Here is a 14,770-nt window from a genome sequence, read left to right as displayed (position 1 = left end):
AAGCTTCGATTCACTCTAGCATGTTTTTTTTTGGTGGAAATTGGGCTTTCCTCACACTTTTTCGCCTGTTTTCCCTTTTTTTAACGTAGCCGCTGCACCTGCCGCGGGTAAGGGCGGGTGTTGCGGATGGCTTCGGGAAGGGCGGCCAGGGCCGTCACGGCGCTGTTGCGGTCCGGAAAATCGCCGTAGGTCACGCCCCAGCGCGGTCCCTCCGCCGCCGTCCGGTAGTAGGCGCGCAGCGTCCCGGGGGGCAGGTCGCGGGCGGCCTGGGCCAGGAAGGCTTCCACTTCCCGGGTGGCGGAACCCCTCACCGCCAGCAGTTGCAGCACATAGTGGCGGTCGTCGGCCTGGGGCAGCCAGGCCTGGTGCGCCGCCAGGGCTTGCCGGGTGAGGCGGCCGGTGTTTGGCGGCAGGTCGGCGGGGAGCGGGGCGGCGGAGGTGGCCGCCGGCGTTTCCGCCGGTGCGGATTCGGCCCCCGGGGTTGCCGCTGGCTCCTGGGGCGCCGGCGTTGCCTCGGGGGCTGTGACAGCTTCCGGGGCGGCCGCTGATGGCGTGGTGGCGGGTGTCTGGGCGGTGGGTGCGGCGGCAGCCGCGGGCGGCGCCGCGTCGGCGGCGACGCTTTGCCGTCCTGCCCAGTAGGCGCCGAGGGTGAGGGCGAGGCCCAGGGGCAGGGCCAGCAGCATGGGGCGCAGGGGACTTGCCTTGTTGGCGGCCGGCAGGGGAGCGAACTGGGCGTCCTTCACCGCGGCCTGGACCTGGGGCTGGTCCACCAGGTGGGTGTTGGCGGCGAAGGCGGCCAGCATGGCCTTGTCGGCCAGGATGTTGATGCGCCGGGTGAGGCCTTCCGAAGCCGCATCGATGTCCTGCAGGGCCCGCGGGCTGAAGATGTCGGGCCCGTGGTAGCCCGCTGCCCGCAGGCGGAACATCAGGTAGGGGCCGATGTCGGTGCGGCGCAGGGGCTCCAGGCCGAAGTTATGGGTGATGCGTTCCTTCAGCTGGCGCAGGTCCGGCTGGGCCAGGCGCTCGTCCAGCTCCGGCTGGCCGAAGAGGACGATCTGCAGGAGCTTGTGGCGGGAGGATTCCAGGTTGGAGAGGAGGCGGATTTCTTCCAGGGTTTCCCCCGGCATGGCATGGGCCTCGTCGATCAGCACCACCACCCGGCGTCCGGCGGCATAGCTTTGCAGCAGGCGTTCCTGCAGGGCCTTGAGCAGCAGGGAGGGGCGTCCTTCGGGCAGCTTCAGCTGCAGCTCGGCTGCCAGGGCATGGAGAATCTCGTCCCGGGAATAGGAGGGGTTGGCCAGGTAGACCGTCTCCACCGTGGCCGGCAGCTTTTCCAGCAGCATGCGGCACAGCATGGTCTTGCCGCTGCCCACCTCGCCCGTCACCTTGACGATGCCCTCGTCGTTGCTGATGGCGTAGATCAGGGCTTCCAGAGTGGCGCCCCGGTTGCCGCCGGCAAAGAAGAAGTCGGTGTGCGGGGTGATGCGGAACGGAGCCTCCCGCAGGCCGTAGTGTTCAAGGTACATGGCGGTCCTCGTTTCCTTGGCCCTGGCTGGGCAGGCGCTCCAGGCTGTCCCGGCGGGCGTGCAGGGTGGTGCGGTTGATGCCGAGCAGGCGGGCTGCCTGGCTCAGGTTGCCCTGGGTGATCTGCAGGGCGGCCTCCACATAGGCTTTTTCCCAGCGGGCCAGGTGCTGGTCCAGGTCGAAACCGGCCGGGGCCTGCTGCAGGTGCTCCCGGGCGGCCCGGATGTCGGGTGTCACGGGCTGGTCGTGGCGGGGACCAGTATCGGGCTGGGGCAGGTCCAGTTCGCCGGCCAGCTGTTCAGCTGTCACCGTTTGGCCCGGGTATTTGGCGGTGAGGCGGATGACGATGTTGCGCAGCTCCCGCACATTGCCGGGGAAGGCATAGCCATCCCACAGGGCCCGGGCCGGCTCGTCCAACTGGAAAGGCGGGAGGTGGCTCTGCTGGGCATAGCGCTGGCGGAAGTGCTCCAGGAGTTCCTGCCGGTCCCGGCCCATTTCCCGCAGGGGCGGGACCAGGATGCTGAATACGGAGAGGCGGTGGTAGAGGTCGGCCCGGAAGCGTCCCTCGCGCACCTCCCTTTTCAGGTCCCGGTTGGTGGCGGCGACGATGCGGGCATTACTGCGGCGGCTCTGGGTTTCGCCGACCCGCTGGAACTCGCCGTTTTCCAGGACCCGCAGCAGCTTGGGCTGCAGCTCCAGGGGCAATTCGCCGATTTCGTCGAGAAACAGGGTGCCGTCCGCCGCGTCCTCGAAATAACCGCTGCGGGCGCCGGCGGCCCCGGTGAAGGCACCCTTGGTGTGGCCGAACAGGGTGGGCTCCAGCAGGGTGGGCGAGATGGCGGCACAGTTGAGGGCCAGGTAGGGCTTGTCGCGGCGGCCGGTGGCCAGGTGCAGCTGGTGGGCGACGATTTCCTTGCCGCTGCCCGATTCGCCTTCGATCAGCACCGGAAACGGGGAGTCGGCGTAGTGGTGGATCTGGGCCCGCAGCTTCTCCATGGGTTCGCTGTGGCCCAGGAGGGGCGAATCGGCCGGGGCCGCCTCGCGGAAAGTGAGGCTGTTCAGCAGGGCCTGGCGCAGGAGGGCGGGGTCGGCCGGTTTGGCGATGAAGTCCACCGCTCCCAGGGTGCGGGCGTGGCGGCCGTGAGCTTCCCCGTCCTGGCCGGAAAGCACCAGGATGCGCATGGCCGGCGACAGGGCCAGCAGTTCGCCGATGAGGGCAAAGCCTTCGTCCGGCTGGTGGGGCAGGGGAGGCAGTCCCAGATCCACCAGGGCCAGGTCGGGTGGCTGGCGCAGTTGGCGCAGCAGGCTGGCACAGTGGCTGCGGGAGGGGCTGGTGAGGACTTCGAACGAGGACGCCAGGGAATAGGCCAGCGTGTCGCTGATCAGGGGGTCGTCGTCCACGATCAGCAGCAGGGGGCGTGACGATGCCGCGGGGAAGGCGCTTTTATCGGGCATTTTCGTTCGCTCGAAATTGGTGGCAGCAAGGGGGCTTGCAGCGCTTTATGTGGCCAAAATACGCCACTTCCCCGGGAGTTTCGCTGGAATTTTTCACGGAGCCCCAGGGCCTATCTGCTAAAATCGCCCCCTTTGGTTTTTTCAGCAAGGATTTTCCGTGCCGACCGAGAGTCTGGTCGAAATACGCGGCCTCAACTTCGCCTACGATACCGATTCCGGCCCCCGCAAGGTGCTGGAAGGCATCGACATGAGCTTCCACAAGGGCAAGGTGGTGGCCATCATGGGCGGCAGCGGCTGCGGCAAAACCACCCTGTTGCGCCTGATCGGCGGCCAGCTGCGTCCCAGTGCGGGCGAGGTCAAGGTGGCCGGCCATGCGGTACACCGCATGAATACCCGGGAACTCTATGCCCTGCGCCGCCGCATGGGCATGCTGTTCCAGTTCGGCGCCCTGTTCACCGACATGTCCGTGTTCGACAACGTGGCCTTCCAGATGCGGGAACATACCGACCTGCCGGAAGAGCTGATCCGCGACATGGTGCTGCTGAAACTGCAGGCCGTCGGCCTGCGCGGCGCCGCCGGGCTGATGCCGAACGAGCTTTCCGGCGGCATGGCCCGCCGGGTGGCCCTGGCCCGGGCGGTGGCCCTGGACCCCATGCTGATCATGTACGACGAGCCCTTCACCGGCCTCGACCCCATTTCCCTGGGCGTCATCGGCCAGCTGATCCGCAAGCTCAACGATGCCCTGGGAGCGACCTCCATCATGGTCACCCACGATATCCAGGAGTCCCTGCAGATCGTCGACTACATCTACTTCATGTCTGCCGGACGGGTCGTGGCCCAGGGCACGCCGGACGAGATCCGGGCCTCCCGGGACCCCTTCGTGCATCAGTTTGTTCATGCCGAGGCCGACGGCCCGGTGCCTTTCCATTACCCGGCGGTGTCCGTGGCCGATTCCCTGCTGGGAGGTGTGCGTGGCTGATTTGTTGCGTCGGCTGGGCGCCAGCCTGGTGGATCGTATCTGGCAGCTGGGTTTTGCCAGCCGCTTCTTCTGGGCCGTCCTGCGTTATTCCGGCCAGTGCCTGACCCGGCCCAACCTGACGGTCCGGGAAGTCTATTTCAGCGGCGTGCTGTCCCTGCTCATCATCACCGTTTCCGGTCTCTTCGTCGGTATGGTGCTGGGGCTGCAGGGCTATGAAACCCTGCAGCGCTTCGGTTCCTCCGAAGCCCTGGGCATCCTGGTGGCCCTGTCCCTGGTGCGGGAGCTGGGCCCCGTGGTGGCGGCCCTGCTGTTCGCCTCCCGGGCCGGTTCCTCCATCACTGCGGAAATCGGCCTGATGAAGGCCACCGAGCAGTTGAAGGCCATGGACATGATGGCCGTCAATCCCCTGGCCCGGGTGGTGGCGCCCCGTTTCTGGGGTGGTGTCATTTCCATGCCCTTCCTGGCGGCCCTGTTCTCGGCCATGGGGGTGTTCGGCGGCTGGCTGGTCGGCGTGGTGCTGATCGGCGTCGATGACGGCGCCTTCTGGTCCCAGATGCAGGCTTCCGTCGATTTCCGCGAAGACATCCTCAACGGCGTCATCAAGAGCGTGGTGTTCGGTGCCGCCGTGTCGTGGATTTCCGTATTTGAAGGCTATGACTCGGCGCCGACCGCCGAGGGGGTTTCTCGCGCGATCACGCGCACTGTGGTGACGTCGGCCCTGGTTATCCTGGCGCTGGATGTTGTTCTCACCTCGTTTATGTTCCGGGGGGCTTGATGAATCGTAAGGTGCTCGACCTGTGGGTCGGTGTTTTTGTCGCTATTGGTTTCCTGTCACTGTTGTTTTTGGCACTAAAAGTGGGGAATCTGTCCGGTTCCAACTTTGCCGAGACCTACGTCCTGCAGGCCAAGTTTGATAATATCGGGGGCCTGAAGGTCCGCGGTCCGGTGAAAAGTGCCGGTGTGGTGGTGGGTCGGGTTTCGGAAATCCATTTCGATCCCCAGACCTACGAAGCCGTGGTGACCATGACGGTGGATACCCGTTTCAAGTTTCCGAAGGATACTTTCGCTTCGATCCTGACTTCCGGCCTGCTTGGTGAGCAGTACATCGGGCTGGATGTGGGCGGGGATGAGAAAATGCTCTCCCCCGGCGACTCCATCTCCAAGACCCAGTCGGCGGTGGTGCTGGAGAAACTGATCAGCCAGTTCCTGTTCAACAAGGCTTCCGAAGGACAGGACAAGAAGTAAGCCGGTTTTGCCATGGCTTCATTCCTCTGGCATGCTTGGCGCAACGCACAAATAACTAACTATCGATATTTCGAGGGACAAAAGTGGATAAAAAGGTAGCCAAGCGTTTCGGTATGTTCGCGCTAGCCACGGCTTTGCTGGCCGGACTCTCCGGCTGTGCCAGCACCGCCAACAACCCCAAGGATCCCCTGGAAGGTTTCAACCGGGCCATGTTCTCCTTCAATGACGGCCTGGACAAGGCCATCATCAAGCCGGTGGCCCAGGGCTACGACTACGTCCTGCCCCAGCCGGTGCAGACCGGGGTCGGCAACTTCTTCGGCAACATCGCCGACGTCTTCATCGCCGTGAACAACCTGCTGCAGGGCAAACCCGCCGACGCCGCCTCCGATGCCGGCCGCTTCCTGCTGAATACCACCATCGGCGTCCTGGGCGTGTTCGATGTGGCCACGCCCGCCGGTCTGGAAAAGCACGACGAGGACTTCGGTCAGACCTTCGGCCGCTGGGGTGTGGGCGAAGGCGCCTACGTGGTGTGGCCGTTCATCGGCTCCCGCACCGTGCGCGATACCGCCGGTTACGTGGTGGATGTGGCTGTTGATCCGGTGTGGAACGTGGATCACGTGCCGACCCGCAACAGCCTGGCCGTGCTGCGCCTGGTGGATACCCGCGCTTCCCTGCTGCCGGCGGAGAAGGTCATCGACGATGCCGCCCTGGACAAGTACACCTATATGCGCGATGCCTACCTGCAGCGCCGCAAGAGCCTGGTTTACGACGGCAATCCGCCCCGGGAAAAGCTTGAGGACTGAGTCTTCCCCCTCCTGACCATACCCCGCCGCCAGGCGGGGTATGTCTTTGTGCTCCCCCCTAAGTTAAAATCCGCTTCCCAATTAGAGAGATTGCGCCATGAAAGCCATTCGTGTCCTTTTCACCATTCTCAGCTTCGGTCTCCTGTCTGCTCCCGTCTTCGCCGACGACATGGCCCCCGATGTGCTGGTCAAGAAAGTGACCGATGAGGTGCTGGCCGTGGTCCGCGCCGACAAGGACCTGCAGAACGGCAACACCAAGAAGGCCATCGACCTGGTGGAAACCAAGGTGCTGCCTCACTTCAACTTCACCCGCATGACTGCCCTGGCCCTGGGCCGCGAGTGGTCCAAGACCAGCGCCGAGCAGAAGACCCGGCTGACCAACGAATTCCGCATCCTGCTGGTGCGTACCTATTCCAACGCCCTGACCGCCTACAAGGATCAGACCGTCGAGTACAAGCCCTTCAAGATGCAGGCCGGCGAAACCGATGTGACCGTGCGCACCCTGGTGCACCAGACCAACGGCAAGCATATCGGCCTGGACTACGCCCTGGACAAGCAGGCCGACGGCTGGAAGGTCTATGACGTGGTGGTGGCCGGCGTTTCCCTGGTGACCAACTACCGAGAATCCTTCACCCAGGAAATCCGCGCCAATGGCGTCGATGGCCTGATCAGCACCCTGGCTGCCAAGAACAAGGGCCTGGAAGCCGCTGCCGCCGGTAAGAAGTGATGATCTCCATTGAAGGTTCCACCCTGAGGGTGACCGCCCCCATGGTGATTGCCAATGCACGGGAACTCCTGGCCCAGGGCCAGGATGCCCTGGCCGCCACGCCCGGGCTAACCCGGGTCGATCTGTCCGCCGTGACCGAGGCCGATTCCTCGGCTCTGACCCTGCTCTTCGCCTGGCTGCGCCGTGCCCAGACCCAGGGCCGTCAGCTGGATATCGTTGCGCCTCCCGCCGGCCTGTTGAGCCTGGCGGAGCTGTACGGTATTTCCGACCTCCTGCCCCTGGCCTGAGCCTGTCGCCCGGAATCCCATGGGCACTGCTGTCCACTTCGATCGTGTCGCCAAGCGCTTCGGCTCCCTGCAGGCCCTGGCCGGAGTCTCCCTGGAAATCGCCGAGGGCGAGTTCTTCGGCCTTCTGGGGCCCAACGGCGCCGGCAAGACCACGCTGATTTCCTGCCTTGCCGGCCTGGCCCGGCCTGATGCCGGCAGCGTCCGGGTGCTCGGCCGCGACGTGGTGGCCGACTATCGGGAGGCCCGGCGCCTGTTGGGCGTGGTGCCCCAGGAGCTGGTCTTCGACCCCTTCTTTTCCGTGCGCGAAACCCTGCGCATCCAGTCCGGCTATTTCGGCATCCGCAACAACGATGCCTGGATCGACGAGATTCTGGAAAACCTTGACCTCACCTCCAAGGCCGATACCAACATGCGCCGTCTCTCCGGCGGCATGAAGCGGCGCGTGCTGGTGGCCCAGGCCCTGGTGCACAGGCCGCCGGTGATCGTCCTTGACGAGCCCACGGCCGGCGTCGATGTGGAACTGCGCCAGGGGCTGTGGGAATTCATCCGCCGCCTCAACGGCGAGGGCCACACCATCATCCTCACCACCCATTACCTGGAAGAGGCGGAAACCCTGTGTGGCCGCATCGGCATGCTCAAGCAGGGGCAGCTGGTGGCCCTGGATGAGACGGCCAGCCTGTTGCGCCAGTTTTCCGGCCACACCCTGACCCTGCGCCTGGGCCAGGGTGACCTGCCCGCAGCCCTGATGCCGCGCCTGCTGTCCCGGGAGGGGGCCGTCTGCCGCCTGCGTCTGGCGGGCTTTGCCGAACTGGAACAGGTGCTGGCCAACCTGCGCCAGGCGGGTTGCGGCGTCGCCGACCTGAAGCTGGACGAGCCGGACCTCGAAGAAGTCTTCGTTCGCCTGATGCGCGGCGAAGTCAGCCGGGAGGCGGTGCAGCCATGATGCTGGGCTTTCGTACCCTGTTCTACAAGGAAGTGCTGCGTTTCTGGAAGGTCGGTTTCCAGACCGTGGCGGCACCGGTGCTGACGGCCCTGTTGTACCTGCTCATCTTCGCCCACGTGCTGGATGAAAACACCCGTATCCACGGCGTCACCTACACCGCTTTCCTGGTGCCCGGGCTGGTGATGATGTCGGTGCTGCAGAACGCCTTCGCCAATTCCTCCTCGTCCCTGATCCAATCCAAGGTCACCGGCAGCGTGGTGTTCGTGCTGCTGCCGCCCATCGCCTACGGCGAGTTTTTCCTCGCCTACGTCCTGGCGGCCCTGGCCCGGGGCGTGGTGGTGGGGCTGGGGGTGCTGCTGATGACGCTGGCCTTCGCCCCCCTGCAACTGGCCCATCCCCTGTGGGCCCTGGCCTTTGCCGTGCTCGGCGGCGCCATGCTGGGGGCCCTGGGCATGATCGCCGGCATCTGGGCCGACAAGTTCGACCAGCTGGCGGCCTTCCAGAACTTCCTGATCATGCCGCTGACCATGCTCTCCGGCGTCTTCTACTCCATTCACAGCCTGCCGCCCTTCTGGCAGCAGGTGTCCCATTTCAATCCCGTGTTCTATATGATCGACGGTTTCCGCTACGGCTTCTTCGGCGTTTCCGACGCCGCTCCGCAACAAAGCCTGCTGGTGGTGTCCGTCTGCTTTGCCGCGCTCACCGCGCTGACCCTGGCCCTGCTCAAGCGGGGCTACAAATTGAGAGCCTGACCCATGGTAAGACCCGAAGACATCCAAACCTACATCCAGGAGGGATTGCCCTGCGACCACATCCGGATCGACGGGGACGGCCATCACTTTGAAGCGGTGATCGTCAGCGCCGAGTTCGCCGGCAAGAGCCGGGTGCAGCGCCAGCAACGGGTTTACCAGACCATCAAGGACCGGCTGGACAGCGGCGAAATCCACGCCCTCTCCTTCAAGACCTTCACCCCGGAAGAATGGGAGGCCCAGCGTGGATAAGCTCCTCATCCAGGGCGGCACGCCCCTGCGCGGCGAAGTGGCCATTTCCGGCGCCAAGAACGCGGCCCTGCCCATCCTCTGCGCCTCCCTGCTGTCGGCCGAGCCCCTGCGCCTGTCCAGCCTGCCCCACCTCAACGACGTCTCCACCATGCTCGGCCTGCTCGGCCAGATGGGCCTGGAAGTGACCCTGGACGGCGCCGACGGCGTGGTCCTGGACGCCAAGGGCCTCAACAACCCGGTGGCTCCCTACGACCTGGTCAAGACCATGCGCGCCTCCGTGCTGGTGCTGGGCCCCCTGGTGGCCCGCTGCGGCGAGGCCAAGGTGTCCCTGCCCGGCGGCTGTGCCATCGGTGCCCGGCCGGTGGACCAGCACATCAAGGGCCTGCAGGCCATGGGGGCCGAGGTCAAGGTGGAGCACGGCTACATCCATGCCAAGGCCAGCCGCCTCAAGGGCGCCCGCATCTGCACCGACATGGTCACCGTCACCGGCACCGAGAACCTGATGATGGCCGCCGTGCTGGCCGAGGGCGAAACCGTCATCGAGAACGCCGCCCGGGAACCGGAAGTGGTGGATCTGGCCAACTGCCTCATCTCCATGGGCGCCCGCATTTCCGGCGCCGGCAGCGACGTCATCCGCATCCAGGGCGTGGACAAGCTCCACGGTGCCACCCACCGCATCATGCCGGACCGCATCGAGACCGGCACCTACCTCTGTGCCGCCGCCGCCACCGGCGGCGAGGTGCGCCTGACCCGCACCTCCTCCGCCTATCTGGATGCGGTCATCGACAAGCTCATGGATGCCGGCTGCGACATCCAGACCGAGCGCGACGCCATCAGCCTCAAGGCCCCGGCCCGCCTCAAGGCCGTCAGCATCCGCACCGCCCCCTATCCCGCCTTCCCCACGGACATGCAGGCCCAGTTCATGGCCCTCAACACCGTGGCCGACGGCGCCGCCACCATCCGCGAGACCATTTTCGAGAACCGCTTCATGCATGCGGTGGAATTGGCCCGCCTGGGCGCCGCCATCGACATCAACGGCAACACCGCGGTGGTCAAGGGCGTGCCCCAGCTGGAAGGGGCCACGGTGATGGCCACCGACCTGCGGGCCTCCGCCTCCCTGGTCATCGCCGCCCTGGTGGCCAAGGGCGAGACCCTGATCGAGCGCATCTATCACCTGGACCGGGGCTACGAGCGCATCGAGGAGAAGCTTTCCAAGCTGGGAGCCAGCGTGCGCCGGGTGCGCTGAACCGCCGTTCCCCGACAAAAAAGCCCCGTTGTCGTGCATGCGACAACGGGGCTTTTTTTAACTGCATGAAAAACAAGGGATTTCGTTCAGGCATCAAGATTGCTGGATGGGGCTGTCCTCAATGGAGAAAGCCCATGCCCAACTACCTCAACATCGGCGACGTGATTTTCGCCCGGGAAACCATCCAGAACGACGGCGGCGTGCCCGAGCAGCCGGAAGATGCGGTCTTCGCCCGGCCGGGAAGCCGCGGCGTGGTGGTGCAGATCGGCGCCGCCGCGGCCGACATGCGCCAGGAAATCATCCTGGTGCGCTTCGAAGGCACGGACGGGGTGCTCGGTCCGCCCGTCGGCTGCCTGCCCGAGGAACTGACCCAGGACGAGGCCGAAGCTGCGGCCCTGGCCTGAGCCGGCGGAGGGCGGGGCGCGGCCCTAGCCCTTGTCGTCCGGTTCGAAGAAGACCCAGCGCACGTCCGGGAAGGATGCCTTGAGGGCGTCCTGCACCGCATTGATCTGGTCGATGAGGCCGCTGGCACTCTGCTGTTCGGCCATGCGGGCCTTCACCGCGACGAAGAGGTAGCTGCCCATCTGGAAGGAGATCAGGTTGTAGAGGGTTTCCACCTCCGGGCGTTGCCGCAGCCACTGCTCCATGGCCGCATGGGCGGCGGGCTCGGCGCTCTGGCCGATGAGCAGGGCCTTCACCTCCAGGCCGACGCCGATGGCCACCACCACCAGCAGGGCGCCGACGGCGATGCTGCCCCAGGCGTCGAAAGCCGGATTGCCGGTGGCGAGGGAAAGCAGGATGGCGCCCAGGGCCAGGGTCAGGCCGGCCAGGGCGGCGATGTCCTCGCCCATGACCACGATCAGCTCCGACTCCCGGCTGTCACGGAAGTAGCGCCAAAGCGGCATGTCGCCCGCCTTCTCGCGGATTTCGTGGATGCAGCCGCGCAGGGACCAGGCTTCCAGCAGCACGCCGACGCCCAGGACGATGATGGCGACCCAGGGATTTGCCAGGGGCTCCGGGTGGGACAGCTTGTGCACGCCCTCGTAGATGGAAAAGGCGCCGCCCAGGGAGAAGAGCATGATGGCCACCATGAAGGACCAGAAGTAGGTGGCTTTGCCGAAGCCCAAAGGGTGGTCCGGCGTCGGCTGCCGCTTGGCCTGCCTGATGCCCAGCAGCAACAGCAGCTGGTTGGCGCAGTCGGCGGCGGAGTGCACGGCTTCGGCCAGCATGGCGGAGGAGCCGGTGTAGGCGGCTGCCACGGCCTTGGAGGCGGCGATGCCGGCGTTGGCGGAAAGGGCGTAGATGATGGCGCTCATGGGCTGTCCGGAGGCGGGGGAAGGTCATGCTTTTACCATAAGCCCGGCCGCGGCCCAAGAAGCATGGTCCAAGGCGGGGCGGCGATACGGTAAAATGTCTTCTTTTGCCCCGGGAAAACGCCGTGAACGGCATTACCATCGCCCTCTCCAAGGGCCGCATCTTCGAAGAAACCCTGCCCCTGCTGGCGGCGGCCGGCATCGTGCCCGCCGAAAATCCCGAAACCTCCCGCAAGCTGATCATCGGCACCAACCGCCCCGACGTGCGGGTGGTGATCGTCCGCGCCACCGATGCGCCGACCTATGTCCAGCATGGCGCCGCCGACCTCGGCGTGGTCGGCAAGGACGTGCTGATCGAGCACGGCGGTGCCGGCCTGTACCAGCCCCTGGACCTGAAGATCGCCAAGTGCCGCATGAGCGTGGCCGTGCCCGCCGGCTTCGACTACGAGCATGCCGTGCGCCAGGGCGCCCGGTTGAAGATCGCCACCAAGTACACCAAGATTGCCCGGGAGCATTTTGCCGCCAAGGGCGTGCACGTGGACCTCATCAAGCTCTACGGCTCCATGGAACTGGCGCCCCTGGCCGGCCTGTCGGACGCCATCGTGGACCTGGTGTCCACCGGCGGCACCCTGAAGGCCAACAACCTGGTGGAGGTGGAGCACATCATGGACATCTCCTCCCGTCTCATCGTCAACCAGGCTTCCCTGAAACTTAAGCGGGAAACCCTCGGTCCCATCCTGGACGCCTTTACCCAGGCCGTGGAGAAGAATGCATGAGCAGCGTGAACATCAAGCGCCTGAACAGCGCCGACGCCGATTTCCAGCAGCGCCTCGATGAACTGCTGGCCTTCGAGGGCGCCCAGGACGAGAACATCGAAAAGACCGTGGTCGGCATCCTGGCCGACGTCAAGGCCCGGGGCGACGCCGCGGTGGTGGAATACACCAACCGCTTCGACCGTCTCTCCGTTGCCGGCATGGCTGCCCTGGAGCTGCCCAAGGCCGAGCTGCAGGCCGCCCTGGACGGCCTTCCCGCCGAGCGCCGGGCCGCCCTGGAAGCGGCTGCCCAGCGCATCCGCACTTACCACGAGCGCCAGCTGGGTGCCGGCTTCACCTATACCGAAGCCGACGGCACCATGCTCGGCCAGATGGTGACGCCCCTGGACCGGGTCGGTCTCTACGTGCCCGGCGGCAAGGCCGCCTATCCCTCTTCGGTGCTGATGAACGCCCTGCCGGCCAAGGTGGCGGGGGTCAAGGAACTGATCATGGTGGTCCCCACTCCCGGCGGCGAACACAACGCCCTGGTGCTGGCGGCCGCCTGTCTGGCCGGTGTGGATCGCGTCTTCACCATCGGCGGCGCCCAGGCCGTGGCCGCCCTGGCCTACGGCACCGAAAGCGTGCCCCAGGTGGACAAGATCGTCGGCCCGGGCAATGCCTACGTGGCCTGCGCCAAGCGCCGGGTGTTCGGCATCGTTGGCATCGACATGGTGGCCGGCCCCTCCGAGATCCTGGTGCTGGCCGACGGCTCCACGGACCCGGACTGGGTGGCCATGGACCTCTTCTCCCAGGCCGAACACGACGAGCTGGCCCAGTCCATCCTGATCTGCCCCGACGCCGCCTACATCGAGAAGGTGCAGGCCAGCATCGACAAGCTGCTGCCCACCATGCCGCGCCGCGACGTGATCCGCACCTCCCTGGAAAACCGGGGCGCCCTGATCCTGGTGCAGGATCTGGAAGAAGCCGTGGCCATGGCCAACCGGGTGGCCCCGGAACACCTGGAGCTGTCCCTGGCCGAGCCCGATGCCTGGGTGGAGAAGATTCACCACGCCGGCGCCATCTTCATCGGCCCCTACACCTCCGAGTCCCTGGGCGACTACTGCGCCGGCCCCAACCACGTGCTGCCCACCTCCGGCAGCGCCCGCTTCTCCTCGCCCCTGGGGGTCTACGACTTCCAGAAGCGCACCAGCCTGATCCGGGTGTCGAAGGCCGGGGCCCAGACCCTGGGCCGCATCGCCGCCACCCTGGCGGACGGGGAGGGCCTGCCGGCCCACGCCCAGTCGGCCCGCTACCGTCTCGATGCCTGAGGCCGGCGCACAGGAACAGCCCGGGGGCGGGGGAGGCAACTCTCCCGCCCCTGTCACGTGCAGGCAGCTGTTTCTCGGCTTTTCCTCCGTCGGCATTTCCGGCTTCGGCGGCGTCCTGCCCTTTGCCCGGCGCATGCTGGTGGAGGAGCGGCGCTGGCTGACGGCGGAGGAATTCAATTCCCTGCTGGGCCTGTGCCAGTTCCTGCCCGGGCCCAATGTGGCCAACCTCTCCATCGCCGTGGGTTCCCGCTACCAGGGCATCCGCGGTGCCATTGCCGCGGTGAGCGGCCTCTTCGGCGGCCCCCTGCTGATCGTGCTGCTGCTGGGCCTGCTCTATGACCGCTACGGCCAGCTGCCCCAGGTCCAGGGCCTGTTGCGGGGCGTGGCGGCGGTGGGCTGCGGCCTGCTCTTCGGCACCGCCCTGCGCATGGGCCTGGCCTTGCAGGTGAAGCGCCTGTTCCTGCCCTTCACCCTGGCGGTGTTCGTCGCCGTGGCCCTGCTGCGCTGGCCCATGCCCATCGTCATGGTGGCCTTGCTGGCGCTTGCCGCCGGCGTCGCCTACGCCCACCTGAAACGCAAGGGGGCGCCGTGAGCCTGCTGGCCGACCTCTTCTTCCAGTTCGCCCTGCTCTTCTGCGTCGCCTTCGGCGGCGCCTCGGCCCTGCTGCCGGAAATGCACCGGGTGGTGGTGCTGGAAAAGCACTGGCTGGACGATGCCACCTTCACCCATCTCTACGCCATCGCCCAGGCCGCCCCCGGCCCCAACGGCCTGGTGGTGAGCCTGATCGGCTGGGAGGTGGCGGGCGTGCCCGGCGCCCTGGCCGCCTCCCTGGGCATGGTGCTGCCCACGGGCATCATGATCTACCTGCTGATGCAGCACTGGCACCGCTTCGCCGGTGCCTGCTGGCAGCAGTCGGTGCAGCTGGGGGTGGCTCCCCTGGCGGTGGGCCTGGTCTTCGCCGCCGCCTTCCTCATCGGCCAGGCGGCCGGCTTCGGCTGGGGCGGGGTGCTGCTGGCCGGTTTGACGGCCGCCGCCCTGCTCAAGACCAAGTGGCACCCCCTGTGGCTGATCGGCCTGGGCGGTGTGGCGGGCTTGCTGGGCTGGGTGTGAGGCGGTCCGGGAGCGGTGGCTGGAGAGGCAATATCTGCGCGCCTTCCGGCCATGCCG

Annotated in this window: 18 protein-coding genes; 15 read left to right on the top strand and 3 right to left on the bottom strand. The window is 66.4% G+C overall.

Annotation, left to right across the window (positions count from 1 at the left end; all coding sequences use genetic code 11):
• Nucleotides 1-80 precede the first annotated feature (80 nt).
• Together OEL49_RS07845 and OEL49_RS07840 are read right to left on the bottom strand one after the other, a co-directional pair.
• On the bottom strand, nt 81-1,526 hold the full coding sequence (locus OEL49_RS07845) for an AAA family ATPase (protein WP_287874370.1): 1,446 nt from the start codon (nt 1,524-1,526) through the stop codon (nt 81-83).
• The gene (locus tag OEL49_RS07840; RefSeq protein ID WP_287874369.1) at nt 1,516-2,979 is read right to left on the bottom strand and encodes a sigma-54-dependent transcriptional regulator; all 1,464 of its coding nucleotides are present in this window, start codon (nt 2,977-2,979) and stop codon (nt 1,516-1,518) included. Before OEL49_RS07840 ends, OEL49_RS07845 begins: the two co-directional genes overlap by 11 nt.
• 157 nt (nt 2,980-3,136) lie before the next feature.
• Here OEL49_RS07840 and OEL49_RS07835 point away from each other — a divergent pair, with 157 nt between their 5' ends.
• The 11 genes from OEL49_RS07835 (at nt 3,137) to OEL49_RS07785 (ending at nt 10,614) form a co-directional block, all read left to right on the top strand.
• Nucleotides 3,137-3,958, top strand: a complete 822-nt coding sequence (locus OEL49_RS07835; RefSeq protein WP_014236494.1) for an ABC transporter ATP-binding protein — start codon at nt 3,137-3,139, stop codon at nt 3,956-3,958.
• Nucleotides 3,951-4,733, top strand: coding sequence for a lipid asymmetry maintenance ABC transporter permease subunit MlaE (mlaE, locus tag OEL49_RS07830; RefSeq protein ID WP_014236495.1), 783 nt, complete (start codon nt 3,951-3,953; stop codon nt 4,731-4,733). Before OEL49_RS07835 ends, mlaE begins: the two co-directional genes overlap by 8 nt.
• On the top strand, nt 4,733-5,203 hold the full coding sequence (gene mlaD, locus OEL49_RS07825) for an outer membrane lipid asymmetry maintenance protein MlaD (protein ID WP_014236496.1): 471 nt from the start codon (nt 4,733-4,735) through the stop codon (nt 5,201-5,203). Before mlaE ends, mlaD begins: the two co-directional genes overlap by 1 nt.
• Nucleotides 5,204-5,316: 113 nt before the next feature.
• The gene (locus tag OEL49_RS07820; RefSeq protein ID WP_083833936.1) at nt 5,317-6,006 is read left to right on the top strand and encodes an MlaA family lipoprotein; all 690 of its coding nucleotides are present in this window, start codon (nt 5,317-5,319) and stop codon (nt 6,004-6,006) included.
• Between the two features lie 97 nt (nt 6,007-6,103).
• Nucleotides 6,104-6,733 carry an MlaC/ttg2D family ABC transporter substrate-binding protein gene (locus tag OEL49_RS07815; RefSeq protein WP_014236498.1) on the top strand — a complete coding sequence of 210 codons (630 nt, stop codon included), beginning with the start codon at nt 6,104-6,106 and terminating at the stop codon, nt 6,731-6,733.
• Nucleotides 6,733-7,020 carry an STAS domain-containing protein gene (locus tag OEL49_RS07810; RefSeq protein ID WP_014236499.1) on the top strand — a complete coding sequence of 96 codons (288 nt, stop codon included), beginning with the start codon at nt 6,733-6,735 and terminating at the stop codon, nt 7,018-7,020. Before OEL49_RS07815 ends, OEL49_RS07810 begins: the two co-directional genes overlap by 1 nt.
• A gap of 19 nt (nt 7,021-7,039) precedes the next feature.
• Nucleotides 7,040-7,963 (top strand): ABC transporter ATP-binding protein, encoded by a 924-nt coding sequence (locus OEL49_RS07805; protein ID WP_205231111.1) that lies wholly within the window; start codon nt 7,040-7,042, stop codon nt 7,961-7,963.
• Nucleotides 7,960-8,715, top strand: coding sequence for an ABC transporter permease (locus OEL49_RS07800; RefSeq protein ID WP_014236501.1), 756 nt, complete (start codon nt 7,960-7,962; stop codon nt 8,713-8,715). The genes OEL49_RS07805 and OEL49_RS07800 overlap by 4 nt, the downstream gene beginning before the upstream one ends.
• 3 nt (nt 8,716-8,718) lie before the next feature.
• Nucleotides 8,719-8,964 (top strand): BolA family protein, encoded by a 246-nt coding sequence (locus OEL49_RS07795; RefSeq protein ID WP_014236502.1) that lies wholly within the window; start codon nt 8,719-8,721, stop codon nt 8,962-8,964.
• Nucleotides 8,957-10,210 carry a UDP-N-acetylglucosamine 1-carboxyvinyltransferase gene (murA, locus tag OEL49_RS07790; RefSeq protein ID WP_014236503.1) on the top strand — a complete coding sequence of 418 codons (1,254 nt, stop codon included), beginning with the start codon at nt 8,957-8,959 and terminating at the stop codon, nt 10,208-10,210. The genes OEL49_RS07795 and murA overlap by 8 nt, the downstream gene beginning before the upstream one ends.
• Before the next feature lie 134 nt (nt 10,211-10,344).
• Nucleotides 10,345-10,614 carry a nitrogen fixation protein NifZ gene (locus OEL49_RS07785; protein ID WP_014236504.1) on the top strand — a complete coding sequence of 90 codons (270 nt, stop codon included), beginning with the start codon at nt 10,345-10,347 and terminating at the stop codon, nt 10,612-10,614.
• 24 nt (nt 10,615-10,638) lie between these two features.
• Here OEL49_RS07785 and OEL49_RS07780 read toward each other — a convergent pair whose 3' ends face one another.
• Nucleotides 10,639-11,526, bottom strand: a complete 888-nt coding sequence (locus OEL49_RS07780; RefSeq protein WP_287874368.1) for a cation diffusion facilitator family transporter — start codon at nt 11,524-11,526, stop codon at nt 10,639-10,641.
• Between the two features lie 122 nt (nt 11,527-11,648).
• Here OEL49_RS07780 and hisG point away from each other — a divergent pair, with 122 nt between their 5' ends.
• Genes hisG through OEL49_RS07760 form a run of 4 tightly spaced genes read left to right on the top strand, consistent with a single transcriptional unit; the run spans nt 11,649 to nt 14,713 of the window.
• On the top strand, nt 11,649-12,299 hold the full coding sequence (gene hisG, locus OEL49_RS07775) for an ATP phosphoribosyltransferase (protein ID WP_130460144.1): 651 nt from the start codon (nt 11,649-11,651) through the stop codon (nt 12,297-12,299).
• The gene (hisD, locus tag OEL49_RS07770; RefSeq protein ID WP_205231109.1) at nt 12,296-13,603 is read left to right on the top strand and encodes a histidinol dehydrogenase; all 1,308 of its coding nucleotides are present in this window, start codon (nt 12,296-12,298) and stop codon (nt 13,601-13,603) included. The genes hisG and hisD overlap by 4 nt, the downstream gene beginning before the upstream one ends.
• Nucleotides 13,596-14,195: a chromate transporter gene (locus tag OEL49_RS07765; protein ID WP_014236508.1), complete on the top strand. Its 600-nt coding sequence runs from the start codon at nt 13,596-13,598 to the stop codon at nt 14,193-14,195. The genes hisD and OEL49_RS07765 overlap by 8 nt, the downstream gene beginning before the upstream one ends.
• Nucleotides 14,192-14,713, top strand: coding sequence for a chromate transporter (locus OEL49_RS07760; protein ID WP_205231108.1), 522 nt, complete (start codon nt 14,192-14,194; stop codon nt 14,711-14,713). The genes OEL49_RS07765 and OEL49_RS07760 overlap by 4 nt, the downstream gene beginning before the upstream one ends.
• Nucleotides 14,714-14,770: the final 57 nt, after the last annotated feature.

The sequence above is a fragment of the Azospira sp. genome, from assembly GCF_030247495.1.
In the GTDB taxonomy this organism is placed as follows: domain Bacteria; phylum Pseudomonadota; class Gammaproteobacteria; order Burkholderiales; family Rhodocyclaceae; genus Azospira; species Azospira oryzae.
This window is presented reverse-complemented; position numbering and strand designations above follow the sequence as displayed.